Source organism: Deinococcus misasensis DSM 22328 (genome assembly GCF_000745915.1).
Taxonomy (GTDB): domain Bacteria; phylum Deinococcota; class Deinococci; order Deinococcales; family Deinococcaceae; genus Deinococcus_C; species Deinococcus_C misasensis.
In genome coordinates this window covers 98,047-115,714 of sequence record NZ_KN050781.1, presented here as the reverse complement: position 1 = coordinate 115,714, position 17,668 = coordinate 98,047, and the positions used below count along the sequence as shown (strand labels likewise).

The 17,668-nt window shown below is 56.3% G+C and carries 20 protein-coding genes; 13 read left to right on the top strand and 7 right to left on the bottom strand.

The features are described from left to right. Nucleotides 1–61: 61 nt before the first annotated feature. The 4 genes from Q371_RS23900 (at nt 62) to Q371_RS26305 (ending at nt 4,311) form a co-directional block, all read left to right on the top strand. Complete coding sequence (locus tag Q371_RS23900) at nt 62–871, top strand: isoprenyl transferase (RefSeq protein ID WP_245618447.1); 810 nt, start codon at nt 62–64, stop codon at nt 869–871. Between the two features lie 75 nt (nt 872–946). Beyond that, a complete protein-coding gene (trmH, locus tag Q371_RS23895; protein ID WP_034345730.1) occupies nt 947–1,633 on the top strand; it encodes a tRNA (guanosine(18)-2'-O)-methyltransferase TrmH in 687 nt (228 codons plus the stop codon). Between the two features lie 339 nt (nt 1,634–1,972). Continuing rightward, on the top strand, nt 1,973–3,508 hold the full coding sequence (locus Q371_RS23885) for a glycerol-3-phosphate dehydrogenase/oxidase (RefSeq protein ID WP_034345725.1): 1,536 nt from the start codon (nt 1,973–1,975) through the stop codon (nt 3,506–3,508). Nucleotides 3,509–3,825: 317 nt separating this feature from the next. Then, on the top strand, nt 3,826–4,311 hold the full coding sequence (locus tag Q371_RS26305) for an NUDIX domain-containing protein (protein WP_051965176.1): 486 nt from the start codon (nt 3,826–3,828) through the stop codon (nt 4,309–4,311). 36 nt (nt 4,312–4,347) lie between these two features. Here Q371_RS26305 and Q371_RS23875 read toward each other — a convergent pair whose 3' ends face one another. The 3 genes from Q371_RS23875 to Q371_RS23865 form a co-directional block, all read right to left on the bottom strand. Then, complete coding sequence (locus Q371_RS23875; protein WP_034345722.1) at nt 4,348–5,502, bottom strand: acetoin utilization protein AcuC; 1,155 nt, start codon at nt 5,500–5,502, stop codon at nt 4,348–4,350. Further along, nucleotides 5,499–6,119, bottom strand: a complete 621-nt coding sequence (locus Q371_RS23870; protein WP_034345720.1) for a CBS and ACT domain-containing protein — start codon at nt 6,117–6,119, stop codon at nt 5,499–5,501. The genes Q371_RS23875 and Q371_RS23870 overlap by 4 nt, the downstream gene beginning before the upstream one ends. A gap of 123 nt (nt 6,120–6,242) precedes the next feature. Further along, nucleotides 6,243–6,854, bottom strand: a complete 612-nt coding sequence (locus tag Q371_RS23865; protein WP_157442924.1) for an N-acetyltransferase — start codon at nt 6,852–6,854, stop codon at nt 6,243–6,245. A gap of 258 nt (nt 6,855–7,112) precedes the next feature. On the opposite strand from Q371_RS23865, the gene Q371_RS23860 reads away from it, so the two are divergent. The 3 genes from Q371_RS23860 to Q371_RS23850 are packed head-to-tail and all read left to right on the top strand — an operon-like array spanning nt 7,113 to nt 10,138. Beyond that, the gene (locus Q371_RS23860; RefSeq protein ID WP_034345717.1) at nt 7,113–8,156 is read left to right on the top strand and encodes an LptF/LptG family permease; all 1,044 of its coding nucleotides are present in this window, start codon (nt 7,113–7,115) and stop codon (nt 8,154–8,156) included. After that, nucleotides 8,153–9,238, top strand: coding sequence for an LptF/LptG family permease (locus Q371_RS23855; RefSeq protein ID WP_034345714.1), 1,086 nt, complete (start codon nt 8,153–8,155; stop codon nt 9,236–9,238). The genes Q371_RS23860 and Q371_RS23855 overlap by 4 nt, the downstream gene beginning before the upstream one ends. Beyond that, nucleotides 9,239–10,138, top strand: a complete 900-nt coding sequence (locus tag Q371_RS23850) for a biotin--[acetyl-CoA-carboxylase] ligase (protein WP_034345712.1) — start codon at nt 9,239–9,241, stop codon at nt 10,136–10,138. It begins immediately after the preceding gene. 527 nt (nt 10,139–10,665) lie between these two features. Here the strand turns inward: Q371_RS23850 and pth are convergent. Together pth and Q371_RS23840 are read right to left on the bottom strand one after the other, a co-directional pair. Next, nucleotides 10,666–11,874 carry an aminoacyl-tRNA hydrolase gene (pth, locus tag Q371_RS28180; protein ID WP_342668541.1) on the bottom strand — a complete coding sequence of 403 codons (1,209 nt, stop codon included), beginning with the start codon at nt 11,872–11,874 and terminating at the stop codon, nt 10,666–10,668. A 5-nt stretch (nt 11,875–11,879) separates the two neighbouring features. Next, the gene (locus tag Q371_RS23840) at nt 11,880–12,272 is read right to left on the bottom strand and encodes a hypothetical protein (protein WP_034345960.1); all 393 of its coding nucleotides are present in this window, start codon (nt 12,270–12,272) and stop codon (nt 11,880–11,882) included. Nucleotides 12,273–12,636: 364 nt separating this feature from the next. Here Q371_RS23840 and Q371_RS26300 point away from each other — a divergent pair, with 364 nt between their 5' ends. From Q371_RS26300 to Q371_RS23825, 3 genes are read left to right on the top strand one after another with little or no spacing between them, the layout of a single operon-like run. Further along, nucleotides 12,637–13,224 (top strand): TetR/AcrR family transcriptional regulator, encoded by a 588-nt coding sequence (locus tag Q371_RS26300; RefSeq protein ID WP_051965174.1) that lies wholly within the window; start codon nt 12,637–12,639, stop codon nt 13,222–13,224. A gap of 9 nt (nt 13,225–13,233) precedes the next feature. Beyond that, nucleotides 13,234–13,707, top strand: coding sequence for a DUF1999 domain-containing protein (locus Q371_RS23830; protein WP_034345709.1), 474 nt, complete (start codon nt 13,234–13,236; stop codon nt 13,705–13,707). After that, a complete protein-coding gene (locus tag Q371_RS23825) occupies nt 13,704–14,042 on the top strand; it encodes a DUF503 domain-containing protein (protein WP_034345707.1) in 339 nt (112 codons plus the stop codon). The genes Q371_RS23830 and Q371_RS23825 overlap by 4 nt, the downstream gene beginning before the upstream one ends. A gap of 48 nt (nt 14,043–14,090) precedes the next feature. Here the strand turns inward: Q371_RS23825 and lepB are convergent, their stop codons facing one another. Together lepB and Q371_RS23815 are read right to left on the bottom strand one after the other, a co-directional pair. After that, on the bottom strand, nt 14,091–14,855 hold the full coding sequence (gene lepB, locus Q371_RS23820) for a signal peptidase I (protein ID WP_245618445.1): 765 nt from the start codon (nt 14,853–14,855) through the stop codon (nt 14,091–14,093). A gap of 108 nt (nt 14,856–14,963) precedes the next feature. Next, nucleotides 14,964–15,788, bottom strand: coding sequence for a patatin-like phospholipase family protein (locus Q371_RS23815; protein WP_034345702.1), 825 nt, complete (start codon nt 15,786–15,788; stop codon nt 14,964–14,966). A gap of 117 nt (nt 15,789–15,905) precedes the next feature. On the opposite strand from Q371_RS23815, the gene Q371_RS23810 reads away from it, so the two are divergent. The 3 genes from Q371_RS23810 to Q371_RS23800 all read left to right on the top strand — a co-directional run bounded on the left by Q371_RS23810 (nt 15,906) and on the right by Q371_RS23800 (nt 17,655). Further along, on the top strand, nt 15,906–16,328 hold the full coding sequence (locus Q371_RS23810) for an SRPBCC family protein (RefSeq protein WP_034345699.1): 423 nt from the start codon (nt 15,906–15,908) through the stop codon (nt 16,326–16,328). 34 nt (nt 16,329–16,362) lie between these two features. Beyond that, complete coding sequence (locus Q371_RS23805) at nt 16,363–16,812, top strand: MarR family winged helix-turn-helix transcriptional regulator (RefSeq protein WP_034345697.1); 450 nt, start codon at nt 16,363–16,365, stop codon at nt 16,810–16,812. A 66-nt stretch (nt 16,813–16,878) separates the two neighbouring features. After that, nucleotides 16,879–17,655 (top strand): hypothetical protein, encoded by a 777-nt coding sequence (locus tag Q371_RS23800; protein WP_157442923.1) that lies wholly within the window; start codon nt 16,879–16,881, stop codon nt 17,653–17,655. The last annotated feature ends 13 nt before the right edge of the window (nt 17,656–17,668 follow it).

Below are 17,668 nucleotides of genomic sequence, written 5' to 3'. Positions count from 1 at the left end.
TGTCCCAGAGTTGCACTCTGGCGCAGCGTTCACACTTATGAGAGAAGCCAGCGTTCCGCCCGTGAACTTTAAAAAAGCCTTCCATTTCCTTGAAGACCTCCAGAAACCCCTGTACTGGTGGTACGAAAGGCGCGTTCTGAAAGCGGTGAAGGCCCACGGAAAAATGCCCCGTCACCTTGGCATCATTCTGGACGGCAACCGCCGGTTTGCCCGCAGCCTGAACAAGGAAATCAAAGCCGGACACGAAATCGGGGCGCACAAAGCCTACGAAGTGCTGGAATGGTGCCTTGCTTTGGGCATCCCCCACGTGACCCTGTGGGTGTTCTCCTCGGACAACAAAAGCCGGGATCCCAAAGAAGTCACCGATCTGCTGGAGCTTTTCACCCGTGAAGCGGCCAAGATGGTGCATGACCCACGCATCCACGCCAACAAGGTCAGGATCAAACTGATCGGCCAGATCGATGAATTCCCCGAGCAGACCCGTGAAGCCCTCAAGCAACTGGAGGACGCCACCAAAGACTATCAGGGATTGCTCTTGCACATCGCCATTGGTTACGGTGGCCGCGAGGAAATCGTGGGTGCCGTCAAACGCCTGATGGCCGACAAAGTCAAAGAAGGCAAAACCCTTGCAGAACTTGCGGAATCTCTGGACGTGAGCCACATCGGCAATTATCTGGAAACCGCAGGGGCACCCGATCCCGACTTCATCATCCGCACCTCTGGAGAGATCCGCCTGTCCGGGTTTTTGCTCTGGCAGAGCGCATACAGCGAGTATTACTTCTGTGATGCCTACTGGCCTTCTTTCCGCAGGGTGGACTTTCTGCGGGCCATCCGCAGTTTTCAGGACCGGGAACGCCGTTTCGGCAAGTGATTTTTGCCAAGTTCCAGTAGAATCAGAAACAACGCATCTCCCCTCAAGGGGAGATTTTGAATGTGAGGACATGTTTTGAAACAGGCCAGACTGCAAAAAATCCAGAGGGTGCTCTCTTTGCGGCAACCCACCCTGACGGTGCTTCTTGAAGAAGTGCACAAACCCCACAACCTTTCGGCCATCCTGCGTTCCTGCGATGCCGTGGGGGCCATGGAAGCCCATGCCATTGTGCCCAGAGGGGGCATGCCCACCTACAACGCCACCTCTGGCAGTGCCGAGAAATGGGTGCCCCTGCACACTTACCGCGAAGTGTTGCCCACCATCGAGGGGTTGCAGCAAAAAGGCTATCAGGTGCTGGCCACCCACCTTTCAGAACGGGCTGTGGACTACCGGGATGTGGATTACACCCGTCCCACCTGCATTTTGCTCGGGGCAGAGAAGTGGGGCGTGTCCGAAGGGGCCGCCAGAGCCGCTGACCAGAACATCATCATCCCTATGATGGGCATGGTCCAGAGCCTCAACGTTTCTGTGGCCGCTGCCACCATCCTGTTTGAAGCCCAGAGGCAACGTCAGGTGGCCGGGATGTACAAAGCCCCTCAGGTGGACCCAGAAACCCTCAAAACGCTCACCTTCGAGTGGCTGTACCCGGACCTCGCGGAAATTTACCGCAACAAAGGCGAGCCTTACCCTGACATCGATGAAGAGGGCATGATTGTGCAGGGCAGCCATCAGCCATCAGCCGTCAGCGAACAGATCGACTGATCATTGCGATGTGTTTTTGACCTGCTGGGTGTCCAGCAGGTTTTCTTTTGCAGATTTTTCTTCTGTTTCCCCGATTCCAGTGTCTTGCAGAACCTTTCACCGGAGGACTTCAAGGGTCAGCCTTGCCGGAATTTTCTTTTCCTCCACAAAAGGGAACAGGGGTGGAACACGCCGATTGCTCTGGTGAACAAACCGCTTTTGAACAAGTGTTCAAACCTTTTGACCTGTTGCTCAAGGTCTTCTACTCTGAAATAAAAAGGCCAATTGCGCCCGGACCGTGACAGATCAAACAGCACCCCTGCAACAACCCCTGCACAGTGGTAAAGATGGAGGCCCAGCATGAACCGGAAAAACGTACTCAACAGACTCAACGACACTTTTGATGTGATCGTGATTGGAGGAGGAGCCACCGGACTGGGTTCCGCCGTGGACGCGGCAGCCAGAGGGTACAAAACCCTGTTGATCGAAGCCCACGATTTTGCCAAAGGCACCTCCAGCCGAAGCACCAAACTGGTGCACGGAGGGGTGCGCTATCTGGCACAGGGCAACGTCTCTCTGGTGCGTGAAGCCCTCCATGAACGGGGCCTCCTGAGCCGCAATGCCCCCCATCTGGTGCGCAGCCTCGGGTTTGTGATTCCTGCCTATGACTGGTGGTCCCGTCCGTTTTACGGCATCGGGCTGAAAATGTACGACCTGCTGGCCGGACGCCTGAACATCGGAAGCAGCAAGGTGCTCAGTCAGCAAGAGGTGCTGGACTCCATCCCCACCATCCAGAAAAAACGCCTGCAAGGGGGCATCCTTTACTACGATGGACAGTTCGACGATGCCCGACTGGCCATCACCCTGATGCGCACCCTGCACGACCTCGGGGGGGTTTCCCTGAATTACGCGCCGGTGGTGGGTCTGCTCAAAGAAAAAGACCGGGTTTCTGGGGTCAAGCTGCGCGACAGCGAAACCGGAACCGAATACGAAGTGCGTGGCAAAGCCATCATCAATGCAACAGGTGTGTTCGTGGATGCCGTGCGCCAGATGGACGAACCTGCCGTCAAACCGATGCTGTCTCCCAGTCAGGGGGTTCATATCGTTCTGGACAAAGAGTTCTTGCCCGGAGACCGTGCCCTGATGATCCCCAGAACCGACGACGGACGGGTGCTTTTCGGGGTGCCCTGGCACGGCAAAGTGGTGGTTGGCACCACCGACACCGCTGTGCCTGATGTCAGTCTGGAACCCCACGCCCTGCCTCAGGAAGTGGAATTCATCCTGAAAACCGCCCGACGTTACCTCGGGAAACAACCCTCTGAAAGCGACATCCGCAGCATCTTTGTGGGATTGCGCCCTCTGGTCAAAGCTGAAGGGGCCTCCTCGACGGCAGCCCTCTCCAGAGACCACACCATCCGGGTCTCTGGAAGTGGCCTGATCACCATCACCGGCGGAAAATGGACCACCTACCGCCGCATGGGTCAGGACGCCATTGACCGGGCCATCGAAGTGACGGGCCTGCGGGACACCCCCCACCGCACCGAAACCCTCAAACTGCACGGTCACACCACCGAGCAGATGGATGAACCCCTCAAGGTGTACGGCACGGACGCCTCGAAAGTGTTGACTCTGGATGGGGCAGACCGCAAACTCCACCCCGAGTTGCCTTATCTTGAGTCCGAGGTGCGCTTCGCTGCCCGCTACGAAATGGCCCGCACCGTGGAAGATGTGCTTTCCAGACGCACCCGTGCCATCCTGCTGAATGCCCGCGCAGCCACCGAAGCAGCCCCCAGAGTTGCTGAAATCCTGCGCGAAGAACTGCAAGCTTCCGAGCAAACGGTGAGCCGCCAACTGGAGCACTTCCGCACCGTCACCGAGCAGTACCAGCACATTTGAGAAGGGAGCAGGTGGAGGGTCAGCCTAAAGTCTGACCTCTGGCAGTCCAACTGAAAAAGCGATCAGCCGTCAGCCCTCAGCTTTCAGCAAAAAGCCCACCTTGAGGCTTGTACGTTCGAAAACAGCAAGACCAAACGGCAAATCTTCACTCCAGTCATCCAAGCTCAAAGGGCATCAAGAAGACTTTCCTTCTGGTTGACGGCTGATCGCTGATGGCTCTCTCTGTTTGCATCGCCCGAACAGTGATTTTGTGCTTCTCCTGCTTGGCGTGCCCTCTGTCCTCCCGGCTCTGGTCTTGGCTTGGATATACTGAACAAATGGCGGAAGTCCTCAAAATTGACGAATCATGGTACCAGAGGGTCACGCAGGTCAAAGACCGCACCTCGGCAGGAGGGGTGGTGGCCCGTCTGGAACGGGGACGCATTTACATTGCGGTGGCACAGGAAGTGGGTGGGCAATGGGCTTTGCCCAAAGGCGGAGTGGAACGCGGTGAGAGCCTTCTGCAAGCCGCCATCCGCGAAATTGGTGAGGAAACCGGGCTGACCGAACTGGTGCCTCTGGGCAAACTCGGGGTCAAAGAACGTTATGGTCTGAAAAAAGGCATCTGGATCACCCAGCATTTTTTCCTGTTCCTGACCCGCCAGAAAACCGGGGTCCCCACCGATCCGCGCCACCGGCATGGTGTGCGCTGGTTTGTCCTCGAAGATTTCCCGGAGCTGTTCTGGCCCGAGCAAACCGCTCTGGTGCGCGAATCTGCCCGGACCATTGAAGGTCGGGTGCGCGCTTACCGCCCTGCCAAGTGACGCATTTCAAGGCCAGAGGATGTGTCTCTGGCCCTTTTATTTCCTGACCTCGCGCCAGTCCCTGAGCAGACGTTCCACGGTTCGGCGGTTGCGGGACTCGATTTCGGCTTTTCTGGGGATCTCGACGGCATCGTCCCACCAGTGGGAAGGCAAAGGGTCTTCCTGAGGATCAGGGGCCGTCCACTTTGCCCGCCAGCTTTCCGGGAGCATTTCAGGGGTGGGCTGTCCAGAGAGCGCGAGGTACAACAGTGCCCACGCTCTGGGGGCCACATTGTAAGTGGCATAGCCTCCGCCTCCTGTGGCCACAATGCGTCCAGAGCAGTGTTCATCGGCATAACGGATGATGCGCTCGTACACGTGGGACAGGCCCTGTGTGGTCAGGCACAGGTCGGCCAGAGGGTCTTGCTGGTGCGGGTCGCATCCGGCTTGCAGGAGCAGCACATCTGGCTTGAACCACTCGAAAGCCTCTGGGATGAGGCCGTCCATCACTTCCAGAAAACTGTGGTCCTGTGTGTAAGGTTCAAGGGGCACATTCAGGCTGTATCCGCTGCCATCTCCCTGCCCGAGTTCATAGGTGCTGCCGGTGCCGGGCCACAGGTAACGGCCATTTTCGTGGAGGCTGATGGTCAGCACGTGTTTGTCGTGGTAGTGCAGCATTTGCACCCCATCTCCGTGGTGGGCATCGATGTCGAGGTAGGCCACCCGGTATCCGGCCATGCTCAGGCGTTTGGCAGCCACAGAAAGGTCGTTGTAAACGCAGAACCCGGCGGCCATGCGGTGCTGGGCGTGGTGGAGACCTCCTCCCACATTGAAGGCCCGTTTGTACTGACCGGACATCACCAGTTCAGCGGCCTTGACCGTTCCGCCCACAATGGAAAGGGTCGCTTCGTGCATGCCGGGGAAGGTGGGGGTGTCGGAGGTGTCCAGACCGAACTCTCTGGCCCGTTCCACCGGTTCACCCAGAGAAGCCTGCCGCACCACGTTCACGTAGTCTCTGGCGTGGGTGAGCATCAGTTCTGCGTCGGTGATCTCCAGAGGCAAGTGGATGTCCTCTTCACGGATGGCCCCGAGTTCTTGCAGCAAAGACAGGGTCAGTTCCCCACGCACACTTTTGAAAGGATGGTCCGGCCCGAGGTTGTACCTCTGGAACTCAGGCGAGTAAATCAAAGCGGTGGGTGTGATGGGGTTCATTGTGGGTAAACCACCTGAAATCCGGCTTCGCGCAACTTGTGGGCAGCCACCCTCGGGTTCATGGTCTGGATGCGGAACAGAAACCGCTGGTGCTGGTCATCGGTGTGACTGGTCAGCACCGACACGATGTTCACCCCGAGGTCGGCCATGAGCTGGCTCACGCGGGCCAGTTCGCCGGGTTCGCTTTTCAACTCGACTTCCAGCCTGCTGCTGGGCTGGTGCACCCCGGTCAAATTGATGATGGCGTCCAGCAAATCAATGCCGGTCACGATGCCCACCACCTCGTCCATGTCGTTCAGGACCATCAGAGAGCCCACCTTGTGGGTCCGCATGATGCGGGCCGCTTCTTCAATGGGCTGGTCTTCGTCCACGGTCATGACTGGACGCACCATCAGTTTTTCGATGGTCTGGTTTTGCAGCTCTTTGACATCCGGGGTCACGAACGCCGACACCACCCACCGGATGTCCCGGTTGGACACCATCCCGAGCAGTTTGCCGTCTTGCATGATCGGCAGGTGGCGGATCTGGTTTTCCTGCATCACCAGAAAGGCATCGTGGATGCTGGCCTCTGGACCAACAAACAGGGGGTTTTTGGTCATGATGTCCCGAACAAGCATGGCTTCCTCCAGAGATCCCATCTGGTGTGGTCAAGTGGGATGAGAACGTGGGATTTGGACACAGCCTGCTGCTGCCAGCAGACTGCAATTCAAGGCAAACACCTCAAAACAGCACAGCAAACGTCACAACCGGGCTTCGAAATCCAGCCCGCGGGTCTGCCTCAAGAATCTTAACCGCTCAAACTCTGCCCGTAAATCTTCAGGAATGCGGCTGCCGATCCGCACCATCAGGGCATTGCCGGGGTAAGAGATGATCTCGGGATCGTCGGTTTTGACCACCTCGAAACCCACCCTTGAGTACAGCTTTTCCAGCAGACGGCGGTAAGCGTAGGTGGAAAGTCCGGTGTTCTCCAGATCGTAATGCCAGTGGTACAGGGTGGCAATCAGGATGTTCTCCTGAAAGCTTTCAGGGGGAACCATCACATCCAGCAAACGCCTTGCCAGACGCTGGGAACGGTACTCTGGCGCACTTTCCACAGCCCCGAGCTCCAGAAACCCTTCCAGGGTGCTTTCTCCAAAACGCTGGTACTTGTCTGGTGGATGCAGGGTGGCATAACACACCACCTGCCCTTCACAAAGCACCGTCCCCACACTCCCAGAGGGAATCCCGGTGATTCCAATCAACGCTGCGTGCTGCTTGTAAGCTGGCCTGAACACATTCAGGTGTGGATGCAGAGGGTGCTGCTCCAGCACTTCAGTGGGGGTGGGGTACATGAATTGGAACTCGGGCATCATGTTTCATTGTGACGGTTGGCCCGGAGCTTGAGTAGTGACATTTATCCAAAGCCGAGGGCCAAGCGCCGAGGGCCATGGAAAGCATCAGCAAATGCTTTTGGATCAGCCATGTTGTGGCCCATTTGCATCTTGAAAACGGGCTCTTGGCTCTCGGCCCTCGGCAGTCAAAAACCTCCTGGTTTTGAACGGTAAGATCCATTGCAGGTGCAAGCCTTCCCCTGTGGCCTTCTCTCATTTGGCCTTGCTAGAATCCTTGTCGTGGTTCTTAAATTCACCCGTTATCTGCTGCGCGAAGTCCTTCCTTTGTATCTGGTGGGTTTCGTGGTTTTCACCATCTTGATGACCACAGATTTGTTGAGTTCTACGGTCGGTGTGATGATTCGCAACAACACCCCTCTGGATCAGGCTTTATTGATGTTTGCCTTGCGAATGCCCGACTTCATTTCCAAAGCATTGCCTGTAGCTGTTCCTTTCGCGATCCTGATGGGATTGGGAAGACTGGCCAAAGACAGCGAATTGAAAGTGCTGTTCACCTCTGGCATCACCCCGAGCCGCCTGCTGGCCCCTCTGCTGGTGATGGGGGCTGTCGTGAGCGCCATCCTGTTTGTGCTGGATGCCAATGTCCGACCCATGGCGAATGCCCGCTGGTGGGACACCATCAACATTGTTTACAACGGTGCCCCTCCACCCAGAGAGGAGCAACTGTTCACGCAGATTCAGAATGGTGTGCTGTTCAGTGCAGGCAGCATCCGCCAGAACACCGACAACACCGCACAGATGTCTGGCGTGATGGTCCGCACCCCCGAGGCCACGTACACCGCAATGGGCGGACAGTGGGACTCGCAAGCCCAGACGTGGGAACTGTTCAGTGTCTGGAAGGTCACTTCAGAAGGCAGCCCTCCGGTGTTCGAACCGCGCAGAGCGTTTGCTTACCGGGGTCAGCTGGTGGAGTTCACCCCTTTGCCAGAGTACCTGTCCATCCCTCAAATCGAACAGCGTCTGGCAGCCGGGAACCTGCTCCCTGAAAACGAGCGTTCTTTGCGCTTCGAATTGCAACGGCGTTTTGCTGAACCCCTTGCCGCTTTGTGTTTCGCTTTTGCTGCTGCAGCTCTGGGGCTTTTGCTCAGGGACCGCTCTTGGGCCTTCATTGCCGTGATTTTGCTGATTTTCACCTATTACGTGTTGTGGTCTTACACCCCTGAGTTGGCCAAAGTGGGCGCTTTGCCGGTCTGGTTGGCGGCATGGTTGCCGGACCTGGTGTTTGTGCTGCTCGGGGCAGGACTGCTCAGGAGGCTCAGATGAACCGTCGCATCGACCAGTACGTCATCAAAGAAGTTCTGCCGCTCCTGATGGCCGGGATGCTGGTGGTGGTTCTGCTGCTCTTGATTGCGGTGTTCATTGAGGTGCTCGGCCCCATTCTGGCCAAGGGGGCCAATCCTTTGCTGGTGGGCAAACTCATCGCTTACAGCATTCCTGAGGCGGTGGGCAGGGGCCTTCCGATTGCTTTGCTTTTTGCGGTCCTGATCGCCATGACCCGTCTGGCTGCCGACAGCGAGATCAAAAGTGCTCTGGCTGGAGGGATTGCCCCCAATCGCCTGATGACCCCTGTGATGGTGCTCAGTGTGGTGGTGGCTCTGGTGAGTTTCATCAACATGGCCCTTTTTGTGCCCCAGAGTGCCCAGAAGGTGTTGCAAACCCAGCGGGACATCCTGCTGGACAACCCGCGTGTGCTGGTCAAAGAGGGCACGGTGTTCAAGGATTCCCTGAACCGCGCCATCTACATCGATGAAATTCTGCCCGGAAATGCTTTGCGTGGGGTGCAGGTGATTCAACTCAATGCTTCAGAGCCCCCCAGAGAACTGATCACCGCCAATGAAGGCAAACTGGAAAGCGACACCGGAACCATCGTGCTTTACAACGGTCAGCGCATCACCTACCGGGATGCCAAGCCGGTCACCATTGCCAATTTCACGGAGGCCCGTTTGCCTGTGCAGGACCTGCAGGCCACATTCACAGGGGGCATCAAAGATTCGCTGGTCAACATGCCCTTGCGGGACCTCTGGGCGCAAGTCAAAGAGGCCAGAGAGCGTGGCTTCCCGGCCTACCCTGAAAACACGGCCTTGCAACGCAAGTTTGCAGAGCCTGCTGCGGCCATCGCTTTTGGTTTCTTTGCCGTGACGCTGGCGCTTTATTCTTTCCGTTCTGGAACCAGCGTGGGTCTGGTGTGGGTGCTCAGCCTGACCTTCTTGTACTACGCCACCTGGAGTGTTTTCCGGGTGATGGGTGAAAACGGGGCTCTGCCTCCCGTGGTCGCCGCATGGGCACCAGATGCCCTGTACGTGCTGGCCGGGTTGGTGCTCCTCACCATCACAGCGAGGCGCTGAATGGACCTGCTTTCCCACCTCACCGACGAGGTGCAGAGCGGTGAAGCTCTGGCGGAGCAATTTGGCGTGAGCCGTGTGGCCATCTGGAAGCAGGTTCAAAAGCTGCAACAAGAAGGGTATCCGGTCCTTTCAGAGAAGCCCAGAGGCTACCGTTTGCTGCCGGGAACGCCTACCCCCCAGCAGGTGTCAGCACGGCTTAAAGGGCAGTTGGGGCGCAATTACCATTACCATGGCACGGTCAGCAGCACACAGGATGTTGCCCGACAACTGGCCACCGAAGGGGCACCCCACGGCACTGTGGTCCTTGCAGAAAAGCAAACCAGAGGCCGGGGTCGTCGGGGAAAAGTTTGGAACACCCCTGTCGGTGCAGGGCTGTACTTCACCATCATTCTCAAACCGCAGTTTGCTGTGTCAGAGCTGTCTTTGCTTCCCTTGATGGCCGGAGTGGCGGTCCGTGAAGCTTGTGGTGTGGGCCTGTTGAAATGGCCCAACGACCTGATCACCGAAAAAGGCAAAATGTCCGGCATGCTCCTTGAGGCCGATGTGCGCGCTGAAGAAGTGCACCATGTGCTGCTGGGCATCGGAATCAACGTGGTTCCAGAGGGCCTGCCAGAAGGGGCCGTGGGTCTGGGTTCTTTCGTTCCAGAGGTCAACCGTGCTGTGTTGTTTGCAGAGGTGATGCACCAGTTGGAACTCTGGATGGGCATGACCGAAATGGCGGTCCTGCAGGCATGGCGCAAACACAGTGGCACCCTGGGCCGTGAAGTGCAGGTGCAGACCCCCAGAGGCATGGTGCAGGGGCGTGCTGTGGATCTGGATGCCAGAGGGCTCTGGGTTGAAACCCCGGAGGGCAGAACCTGTGTGACGGCTGGGGATGTCAGTCTGGTGGGAACGGTTTAGGACAAGTGGGCAGAAGGCAGAAGACAATGGGGCTGCACTGTTCCAGAGATCAGCCAGCAGGAACGTTTTCTGGCTGCCTTTTGACCTGAAAGTCTGAGGGGCTTTCATTTTGCGTCTTTGGGGCTGGCTGTTTTTCAAAGCCAAAGCCTCTGGAGAAGCTTTTTGCTGAAAGCTGAAGGCTGACTGCTGAACGCTTTTTCAAGTGACATGCCAGAGGTCAGACTTTGCGCTTAACCTGCCACATTCATCTGCACCACAGTTGACATTCAGCTGAAATTCGGTATACTAACAAAGCTCTATGCAGACCCCTGCATATGCCGTCCACACACCTTGTGGATAACCTGAAAAGTTTTCCACAGGCACCCTGTGGATATTCAGAATTAGTGAATAAGCGGGACCCAAGTTTTGCTGTCCTGCACCACCAAAACAGAGAATAAAAAAGTTATCCACAGGTTTGCCAAAACCTGTGGATAACTGTGGATAACTTGTGGATAACGTTCTGGATGGAAAGAAGCTTCAGGCCCTTGTCAGCCTGACGAACGAACGTTTTGCATAAATGCCCGCATTCGCGCAGGGTCTTTGATGCCCGGTGCAGATTCCAGATGGGTGACGGCATCCACGCCCACAGGCAAATGCCCTTTGACGGCTTCCAGAGCAGCTTTGACATTCTGGGGTCCCAGACCTCCGGCCAGCCACCAGCGTTTCGGGGGTTTCAGGCGGGGCAACAAAGACCAATCAAAAGCCTGACCAGAGCCGGGCTCGCTGCCATCCAGCAAAACCGTGAAATCCTGCCACTCTGAAAGGTCCAGTGTGTCGTCTTTGACCTTGAAGGCCCGGATCACGGGATAAAATTCAGCCACTCTGGAGGCGTACTCTGGGCTTTCATTCCCATGCAATTGGATGGCCGTCAGGCGGGCTGTGTCTGCGGTTTTCAGCAGTTCGTCCAGAGGGGCATCCACAAAAACCCCCACCCTGGAAGGGAGCACCGACAAACTGAGGCTGATTTTGCGGGCCTGTTCTGGGGTCACGTACCGTTTGCTGAAAGACGCAAAAATCAATCCAATGGCATCCACGCCCAGTTTTTCGGCCAGCACGGCATCTTCAACGCGGGTCATTCCGCACATTTTGACTCTCATGGGGATGGGCAAAACCTCCTTGGGTTTTTTCTGGGGTTTGGGTCTGAGGTCCGTGCCATTGAATTTTTGCTGGGCCACATCCAGACCATGCTCGGCCCAACTGGTAGCCGCTTGCACGCCCAGATCCACCAACTGCACAAGGTCCGGTTGCTCCTCGGGTTTGAATTTGGAGAGCACCCACGCAGGCACATCGTACTTGGGTGGAGGACGGTCAATGCCCACTTTCAGGCGGGTGAATTCATCGGTTCCAAGCAGTTGTGCGATGTGTTTGATGCCCCTCTGGCCCCCTGAATTCCCACCATGCCGGAATTTCATCATGCGAAAAGGCATGTCCAGATCATCCTGCACCACCAAAAGGTCTTCTGGGCGCAACTTGTAAAAGCGCATCACAGGAACCACCGCCTGACCCGAGAGGTTCATGTAGGTCAGGGGTTTCAGCAAGATCACTTTTTCGGTGCCGACTCTGGCTTCTGCGATTTCGGCGTTGCCTTTTTTGGAAAAGCGCACCCCGAGTTTCTCCGCGAGGCGGTCCAGCACCATGAAGCCCACATTGTGACGCGTCTGGGCATACTCCAATCCGGGATTGCCCAGCCCAACCATGATTTTCAATTCAGTGTCCCCTCGATCAGGGCGCGCCAGCGGGCCTCTGCAAACTTCACATCCGAGAAGTCACGGAAACGCTGGTACTCTTTGCGGAAATCCACAAAACTGGTGTCCAGAGGGCTGAACAGCATCGCCAGCGCCTTGTGCACATCCATCACGTTCTGCTCTGTGAGGGGACCTTTGGTGTCGATCACCTCATCGAGGGTGCCCATCAGGCCAGAGAGGGGCCTGAGCCAGCTGAAATGCGGATGGGACACCACCAGTTGCCAGTAGGCAAACGGCGAGGCAATGGGTTCATGCTTGAGTTCATATTCGCGTTTGGAATGCTCCAGCAGCACACTGTGAAACTGTCTCAGGGCTTTGGAGAGGTCAATCAACTGATCACGGACCGTCATGACAGGTATTGTACTGCGAAGTGTTTCCGGGCATGGTTGCAAGGTTTGCAGTTTCAGGGTCGGCTTAAAGTTGCTGGTCGGGCAATGCAAGCAGAGAGAGCGATCAGCGGTCAGCAAGAAGGAAAGTTTTCTTGCTGACCCTTTGAGTTGGCAAAACCTGAAGAGACTTTGCCTTTTGCTTTTGATTCTGTTCTTTTCGACAGCAAAAGCCTCTGGGTGTGCTTTTCGCTGACTGCTGATGGCTGACCGCTGATCGCTTTCTCTGTTGGCCTGCCAAACTTCAGACTTTGTGCTGATGCTGGCCTGACCCACCTTCCCGTTTTTGCCCACCAATCGGGTAAAGTAAGAATCGCCAGAGGAGACCATGCCACGCCACACCGACACCAAACACATTCTGCTGGACATTGCCCGTGAACTGTTTGCCGAACAGGGTTACCGGGTGACCACCCTGGAGCAGATTGCTGCACGGGCAGGCATCACCAAGCCTGCGGTGTACCGGCATTACGCCAGCAAACAGGCCATTCTGGAAGCGTTGCTGGCACAGGCAGCCCATCAGGAGCAGGAGATTTTTGCAGCAGATGCCTCTTTGCCTTTGCGTGAACGCCTGATTCAGGTGGCCCACCTGTACACCGGAGGGTTCAACCCACTGATGGCCGTGATCACCGGAGCCAGTGACAAACGCGAACAGGTTGCCGAAGCCGAAATGCATGCCAGAAAGCACATGCGCCAGACCCTTGCCCGCCTGACCGAGCTTTTTGACCGGGAAATCCAGAGGGGCACCGTCTCTGGAGATCCGCAAATTCTGGCGGTGATGTTCAGCAGTGTGATCCACGGCTCACAAATGCACCTGAGCAGGAATCCCATCCTGCAAGAAAAACAGCTTCTGGAAACCTCCATTGATGTGTTTTTGCACGGTTGCCTCTGGGACAATGAGACAACGCAGTCATGGTAATTTACAGTCATGCGCTACCGTGCTTTTACCGATCAGGATTACGATGCCCTTGTGACGCTGGAGCGAACCGTCCTGCTTCAGGAAGACCCCGCGTTTGATGCCCTTCCCGAGAAGGAAAAGGAAGGCCGCATCCGCACCACCATTGCTTCGTTGCGCTTCTTTCAACGCACCGAGCACTCTTTTGTGGCAGAAGCCGATGACGTTCTGTACGGTGCTGTCTTTGCCCAGAGCGTCTGGCATGGAGACAAACCCACCGTGTGGATTTCCCGGATCATGATGCACCCAGACGCTCCTGAAACCGCTCTGGCAGGTTTGCTCAAGGCCTGCTCCAAGAGCGCCTACGACACCGCCATTTACGAAGTGCATGCTTGCTTTACCCCAGAGCAGGTGTCTTCCGCAGAGGGTTTCCGTGCTCAGGGCATTTATGCGGTTCGTCACCTTGGCTCCAGAAGCGAGACCGCACAGGGCGATAAACTGGCCTGATGCTCGGGTACATTGGCACCTACACCTGCACCTTGGAAACCACATGGGTGCGTTCTTTGAAAGAGAAACGCGCCCTGATCAAACCGGTCACCGAAAAACTCAAAGCCCGCTATCCGGTCACGGTGGCAAGGCTGGACGGTCTGGACGCCCACGACTGGGAAACCATCGGTGTGGTGACCCTTTCCAATGACCACCAGTGGGTGCAAGACACCCTGCGCATGGTCTCCGAAGTCATGCACACCTCTGGCTGTGAGGTCACGAACGAGCACACCAGCATTGTGCCTCTGGAAGAAGTCATGGACGTTCCTGAAGACCCAGAGGAACCTGAGGAATAAAAAACACCGGGCTTGCCCCGGTGTTTGATGCTTTGAATGATGGATTTCTTACTCGATGGCTTTGAAGCCGTCAGGACGCTGCAAGAGGCGCAGGTTCAACTGCCAGTCGCCAGAGAGTTGAACGCGGTTTTTCTCGGCTTCTCTGGAAACAGCAGGAGCGTTGCAGTCAAATTTGGCATCGGCCTTGCGAATGAAGGGCCAGACAATCAATGCCGCCCGCCCAGCGATGTCTTTCATGGGGATGGTGCCCATGATGCGGCTGTCTTCGCTGCCACCTGGGGAACGGTTGTCTCCCATCACAAAATATTCACCCTCTGGCACCGTGATTTCTTCGGTGAGGGTGGTTTGCTGGTTCTGCGCGTTGCGCAGGGCAGCTGCATGGTTGGCTTCTTCGGTCTGGGTGTCCCAGCATCCTTGTTCCTGCCAGAACGCAGTGATGTTGCCCTGATTCACTTGCTTGCCATTCACAAAGACCTCTCCAGCAGAGACACGCACTTTGTCTCCGGGCACGGCAACCAGACGTTTGATGAAGAAAGGACGGTAGTTCCAGAGGCCCAGAAAGGACATCTGGGAACCGGGAGAGTCCAGAGGGGGTTTGACCACCAGAATGTCTCCACGTTGAAAGTCTCCCACACCGAAACGGTGCAGCCAGCTTTCGTATTTGGGAATGACCACCCGTTCGCCCCAGCGCAAATTGGGCATCATGCTGTTTCCGTCCACACCCACCATGGAAACCAGAAAAGTGGTGATGACCCATGCAAAGAGGATCGCTTCACCCCATGGGCGGATGACATCGTCCCACAGCGACCTCATGAAACTTTTTTTCGGTTTGTTTGACATGCACGTCCTTTCTCAATTCAGCGCCCTGAGGGGCGTTCAACACAACATCTCACAGAATACTTGTGAAACAGATGAAAATCATCACAGGCCCAGCAGCTCACGGATGCGGGGTTCTTGCAAGAGGGTGGCTTCCTCCCCGAGTTTGACGGCTTCATCCAGTTTCCAGAAGTTTTCGGTGTCGATGGTGGGCAGCACACTTGGGCGGATCAGGAGGTCGGGTTTGTACAGGGCCAGACGCATTTCGGTCATCTGGGATTGCATCACGATGATGCTGCGTCTTGCTGCAGGCAACAGACCCACCCGTTTGTCTTTCAGAAAATGCCCTTTGGGAGGGCTGGTTTCCCCCTCATACTCGGGGCCATTCACGAAGGTCACGTCTACAGCGATGATGGGCCGCACCCCCATGAACATCACCGCGTCCACGGGCACCTCGTTCAGGATGCCCCCATCTGCCAGCAATTGATCGCCCATCCAGAGCGGATCGATCAGGCCGGGGTAGGCCACGGTGCAGCGCAACGCCTGCGCCAGAGACCCCTGCCTGAAATACACAGAATTTCCACTGATCAGGTCTGTGCTGGTGATGGTCATGGGAATTTTGAGGTCTTCGAAGCGCTCTGGGAGGTACTGTTTCAGAAAAGCTTCAAAGGCAACATTGTTCAGCAGTCCCGAGCCAATCCCGATTTTCAGCAAACGCAGCACGGGAGCGGTGGCTGCGATTTTGCGGATCTCTGAGGCAGAATACCCTGCAGCATAAAAGGATCCCAGCAGGGCTCCCATGCTGGTTCCTGCAATGCATTTGGGTTTCACTTCGAGGCGGTCCAGCACGTTGAACACCCCGATGTGCGCGAATCCTCTGGCTCCGCCTCCTCCAAGGGCCAGTCCGAAAGGTTTGTGGGTGGTGGTCATGGTGCTTTCAATCTAACCCGACAGGTGTGGGCCATGTGCGTTGTGGACTCAGGGAGAGGGAGGGCTTGAAAAATACTAAGCAAACATATAATATGTAAACATATCAAAGGAGACACCATGTGGATGATTCAAGTCAGTGAACACACCCGTGCCAGCGCAGAACAGGTCTGGTCCCTGTACACCAACGTGACAGGATGGCCCAAATGGGACAGCGAACTCGATGCCTGCACCCTTTCAGGACCATTTGAAGCAGGCACCTCTGGCACCCTCACCCCAAAAGGGATGACCGCCATTCCCTTCACCCTTTTGCACGTCGATCCCCTCAAAGGCTTCTCGGATGAAACGCATTTGCCCGGAGCCGTGCTGAAATTCCAGCACAGCATCGAACCCACTCCAGAGGGCCTCAAGATCACGCACACCATTCACCTGACCGGACCGAATTATGACCGGTACACCCCCACCATCGGTGCCAGTATTGCGGCCCACCTGCCTCCAGCCCTCAAAAAACTGTCCTCACTTGCCGAAGCGGTGCCGGTCTGATGTGTGTCCTCAAATCACGGTAAGCTGAAACAGCATGCTTGAGGATTTTCCCACCGAATTTGACACCCCACAGGACAACCCGGGGTTTTTGCTCTGGACCGTCACCAGCAGATGGCAACGGCAGGTCCGGCAGGTGCTGGACCCCCTGAATTTGACCCATGCCCAGTTTGTGCTGCTGGCCAGTCTGGGCTGGCTTTGCACCCGAGAAGACCACATCACCCAGATCCGGCTTGCGGACCACGCCCAGATGGACCCCATGACCACCTCTCAGGTGCTCAGGACCCTGGAGCAAAAAGGCTGGATCACCCGGCTTCCCCATCCCAGAGACACCCGTGCCAAAGTCTTGCAGGTGACCCCGGAAGGCCATGCCATGATCGAGCAAAGCATCCCTCTGGTGGAAGCCGTGGACCGTGCTTTTTTTGCAGATCTGGCCCCACAAGCCGTTGCCCTGTTCAAGACGCTCGACAGCCGTTCTTCTGATTGAAAACGCCTGCAGTCCTGTGCTTTTCAGCAGATGTGCATTTCTGCAGGCTTCTGCACAATGGTGGGCATGGACATCCTGACAACCCTCACCCATCAACTGGTGCAAGAAGGAGCAGATGCTGTGGTCTTGCTGGGCAGTGTGGCCCGCCAGGAAGATGTGGCTTACTCAGACCTGGACATTCACGCCCTTTTTGAAAACCCACCCCAGGACCACCAGAGGATTTTTTACCTTGCAGACCGTCTGGTGACCATCAGTTTCGTGCGCTGGGACCACAAAGAACAGGCTTTCAGGGACCCACAAACGGCACTGTGGAACATTGCAGGCATCCGGCAATCCCGCATCTTGCATGATCCAGAGGGGCGTTTTGCTGCATTGCAGGAAAGGGCTTTTGTTTTTGACTGGTCCACCTTGCAAGAGCAATGTTTCAGCAGCATGGGAAGCCGCTTTTACAACCTGATTGAGGAGTGCCACAAGATCATGGGTGGTCTCATCACCCACAACCCCGAGAAATGCTTCTTTGCCCTCGAAGGACTCAAATGGTCTCTGGCCGAAATGGGCGCTCTGGCTTCGGGCGTCCTGATCGAGACCGAAAACCGGTATTTCAGCAGCATTCGGGATGCCCATCCTGACCCAGAGTGGCGACATCACTTTGATGTTACCGTGGGGGTGACTGGAATGGACCCTTTTGATCGGGGTGTGGCTGGATTGAAACTGTACCTTCGCAGCTTCGAGCTGTATGGACACCACATGGAGGAGGCCCATCAAAACACTGTGTTGCAAGCCGTTCAAACGGTGCGTGATTTTCTCTGGAATCCGGGTGTTGACAAAAAGCCAGAGGACTGATATTCTTACTCTC

What these genes read in the sequence shown, in the direction of transcription:
- Q371_RS23885 (WP_034345725.1), top strand. Translation starts at nt 1,973, where the DNA reads ATGAACCGGAAAAACGTACTCAACAGACTCAACGACACTTTTGATGTG.
- Q371_RS26305 (WP_051965176.1), top strand. Translation starts at nt 3,826, where the DNA reads ATGGCGGAAGTCCTCAAAATTGACGAATCATGGTACCAGAGGGTCACG.
- Q371_RS23875 (WP_034345722.1), bottom strand. Translation starts at nt 5,502, where the DNA reads ATGAACCCCATCACACCCACCGCTTTGATTTACTCGCCTGAGTTCCAG.
- Q371_RS23870 (WP_034345720.1), bottom strand. Translation starts at nt 6,119, where the DNA reads ATGCTTGTTCGGGACATCATGACCAAAAACCCCCTGTTTGTTGGTCCA.
- Q371_RS23865 (WP_157442924.1), bottom strand. Translation starts at nt 6,854, where the DNA reads ATGATGCCCGAGTTCCAATTCATGTACCCCACCCCCACTGAAGTGCTG.
- Q371_RS23855 (WP_034345714.1), top strand. Translation starts at nt 8,153, where the DNA reads ATGAACCGTCGCATCGACCAGTACGTCATCAAAGAAGTTCTGCCGCTC.
- Q371_RS23850 (WP_034345712.1), top strand. Translation starts at nt 9,239, where the DNA reads ATGGACCTGCTTTCCCACCTCACCGACGAGGTGCAGAGCGGTGAAGCT.
- pth (WP_342668541.1), bottom strand. Translation starts at nt 11,874, where the DNA reads ATGGTTGGGCTGGGCAATCCCGGATTGGAGTATGCCCAGACGCGTCAC.
- Q371_RS23840 (WP_034345960.1), bottom strand. Translation starts at nt 12,272, where the DNA reads ATGACGGTCCGTGATCAGTTGATTGACCTCTCCAAAGCCCTGAGACAG.
- Q371_RS26300 (WP_051965174.1), top strand. Translation starts at nt 12,637, where the DNA reads ATGCCACGCCACACCGACACCAAACACATTCTGCTGGACATTGCCCGT.
- Q371_RS23830 (WP_034345709.1), top strand. Translation starts at nt 13,234, where the DNA reads ATGCGCTACCGTGCTTTTACCGATCAGGATTACGATGCCCTTGTGACG.
- lepB (WP_245618445.1), bottom strand. Translation starts at nt 14,855, where the DNA reads ATGAGGTCGCTGTGGGACGATGTCATCCGCCCATGGGGTGAAGCGATC.
- Q371_RS23815 (WP_034345702.1), bottom strand. Translation starts at nt 15,788, where the DNA reads ATGACCACCACCCACAAACCTTTCGGACTGGCCCTTGGAGGAGGCGGA.
- Q371_RS23810 (WP_034345699.1), top strand. Translation starts at nt 15,906, where the DNA reads ATGTGGATGATTCAAGTCAGTGAACACACCCGTGCCAGCGCAGAACAG.
- Q371_RS23805 (WP_034345697.1), top strand. Translation starts at nt 16,363, where the DNA reads ATGCTTGAGGATTTTCCCACCGAATTTGACACCCCACAGGACAACCCG.
- Q371_RS23800 (WP_157442923.1), top strand. Translation starts at nt 16,879, where the DNA reads ATGGACATCCTGACAACCCTCACCCATCAACTGGTGCAAGAAGGAGCA.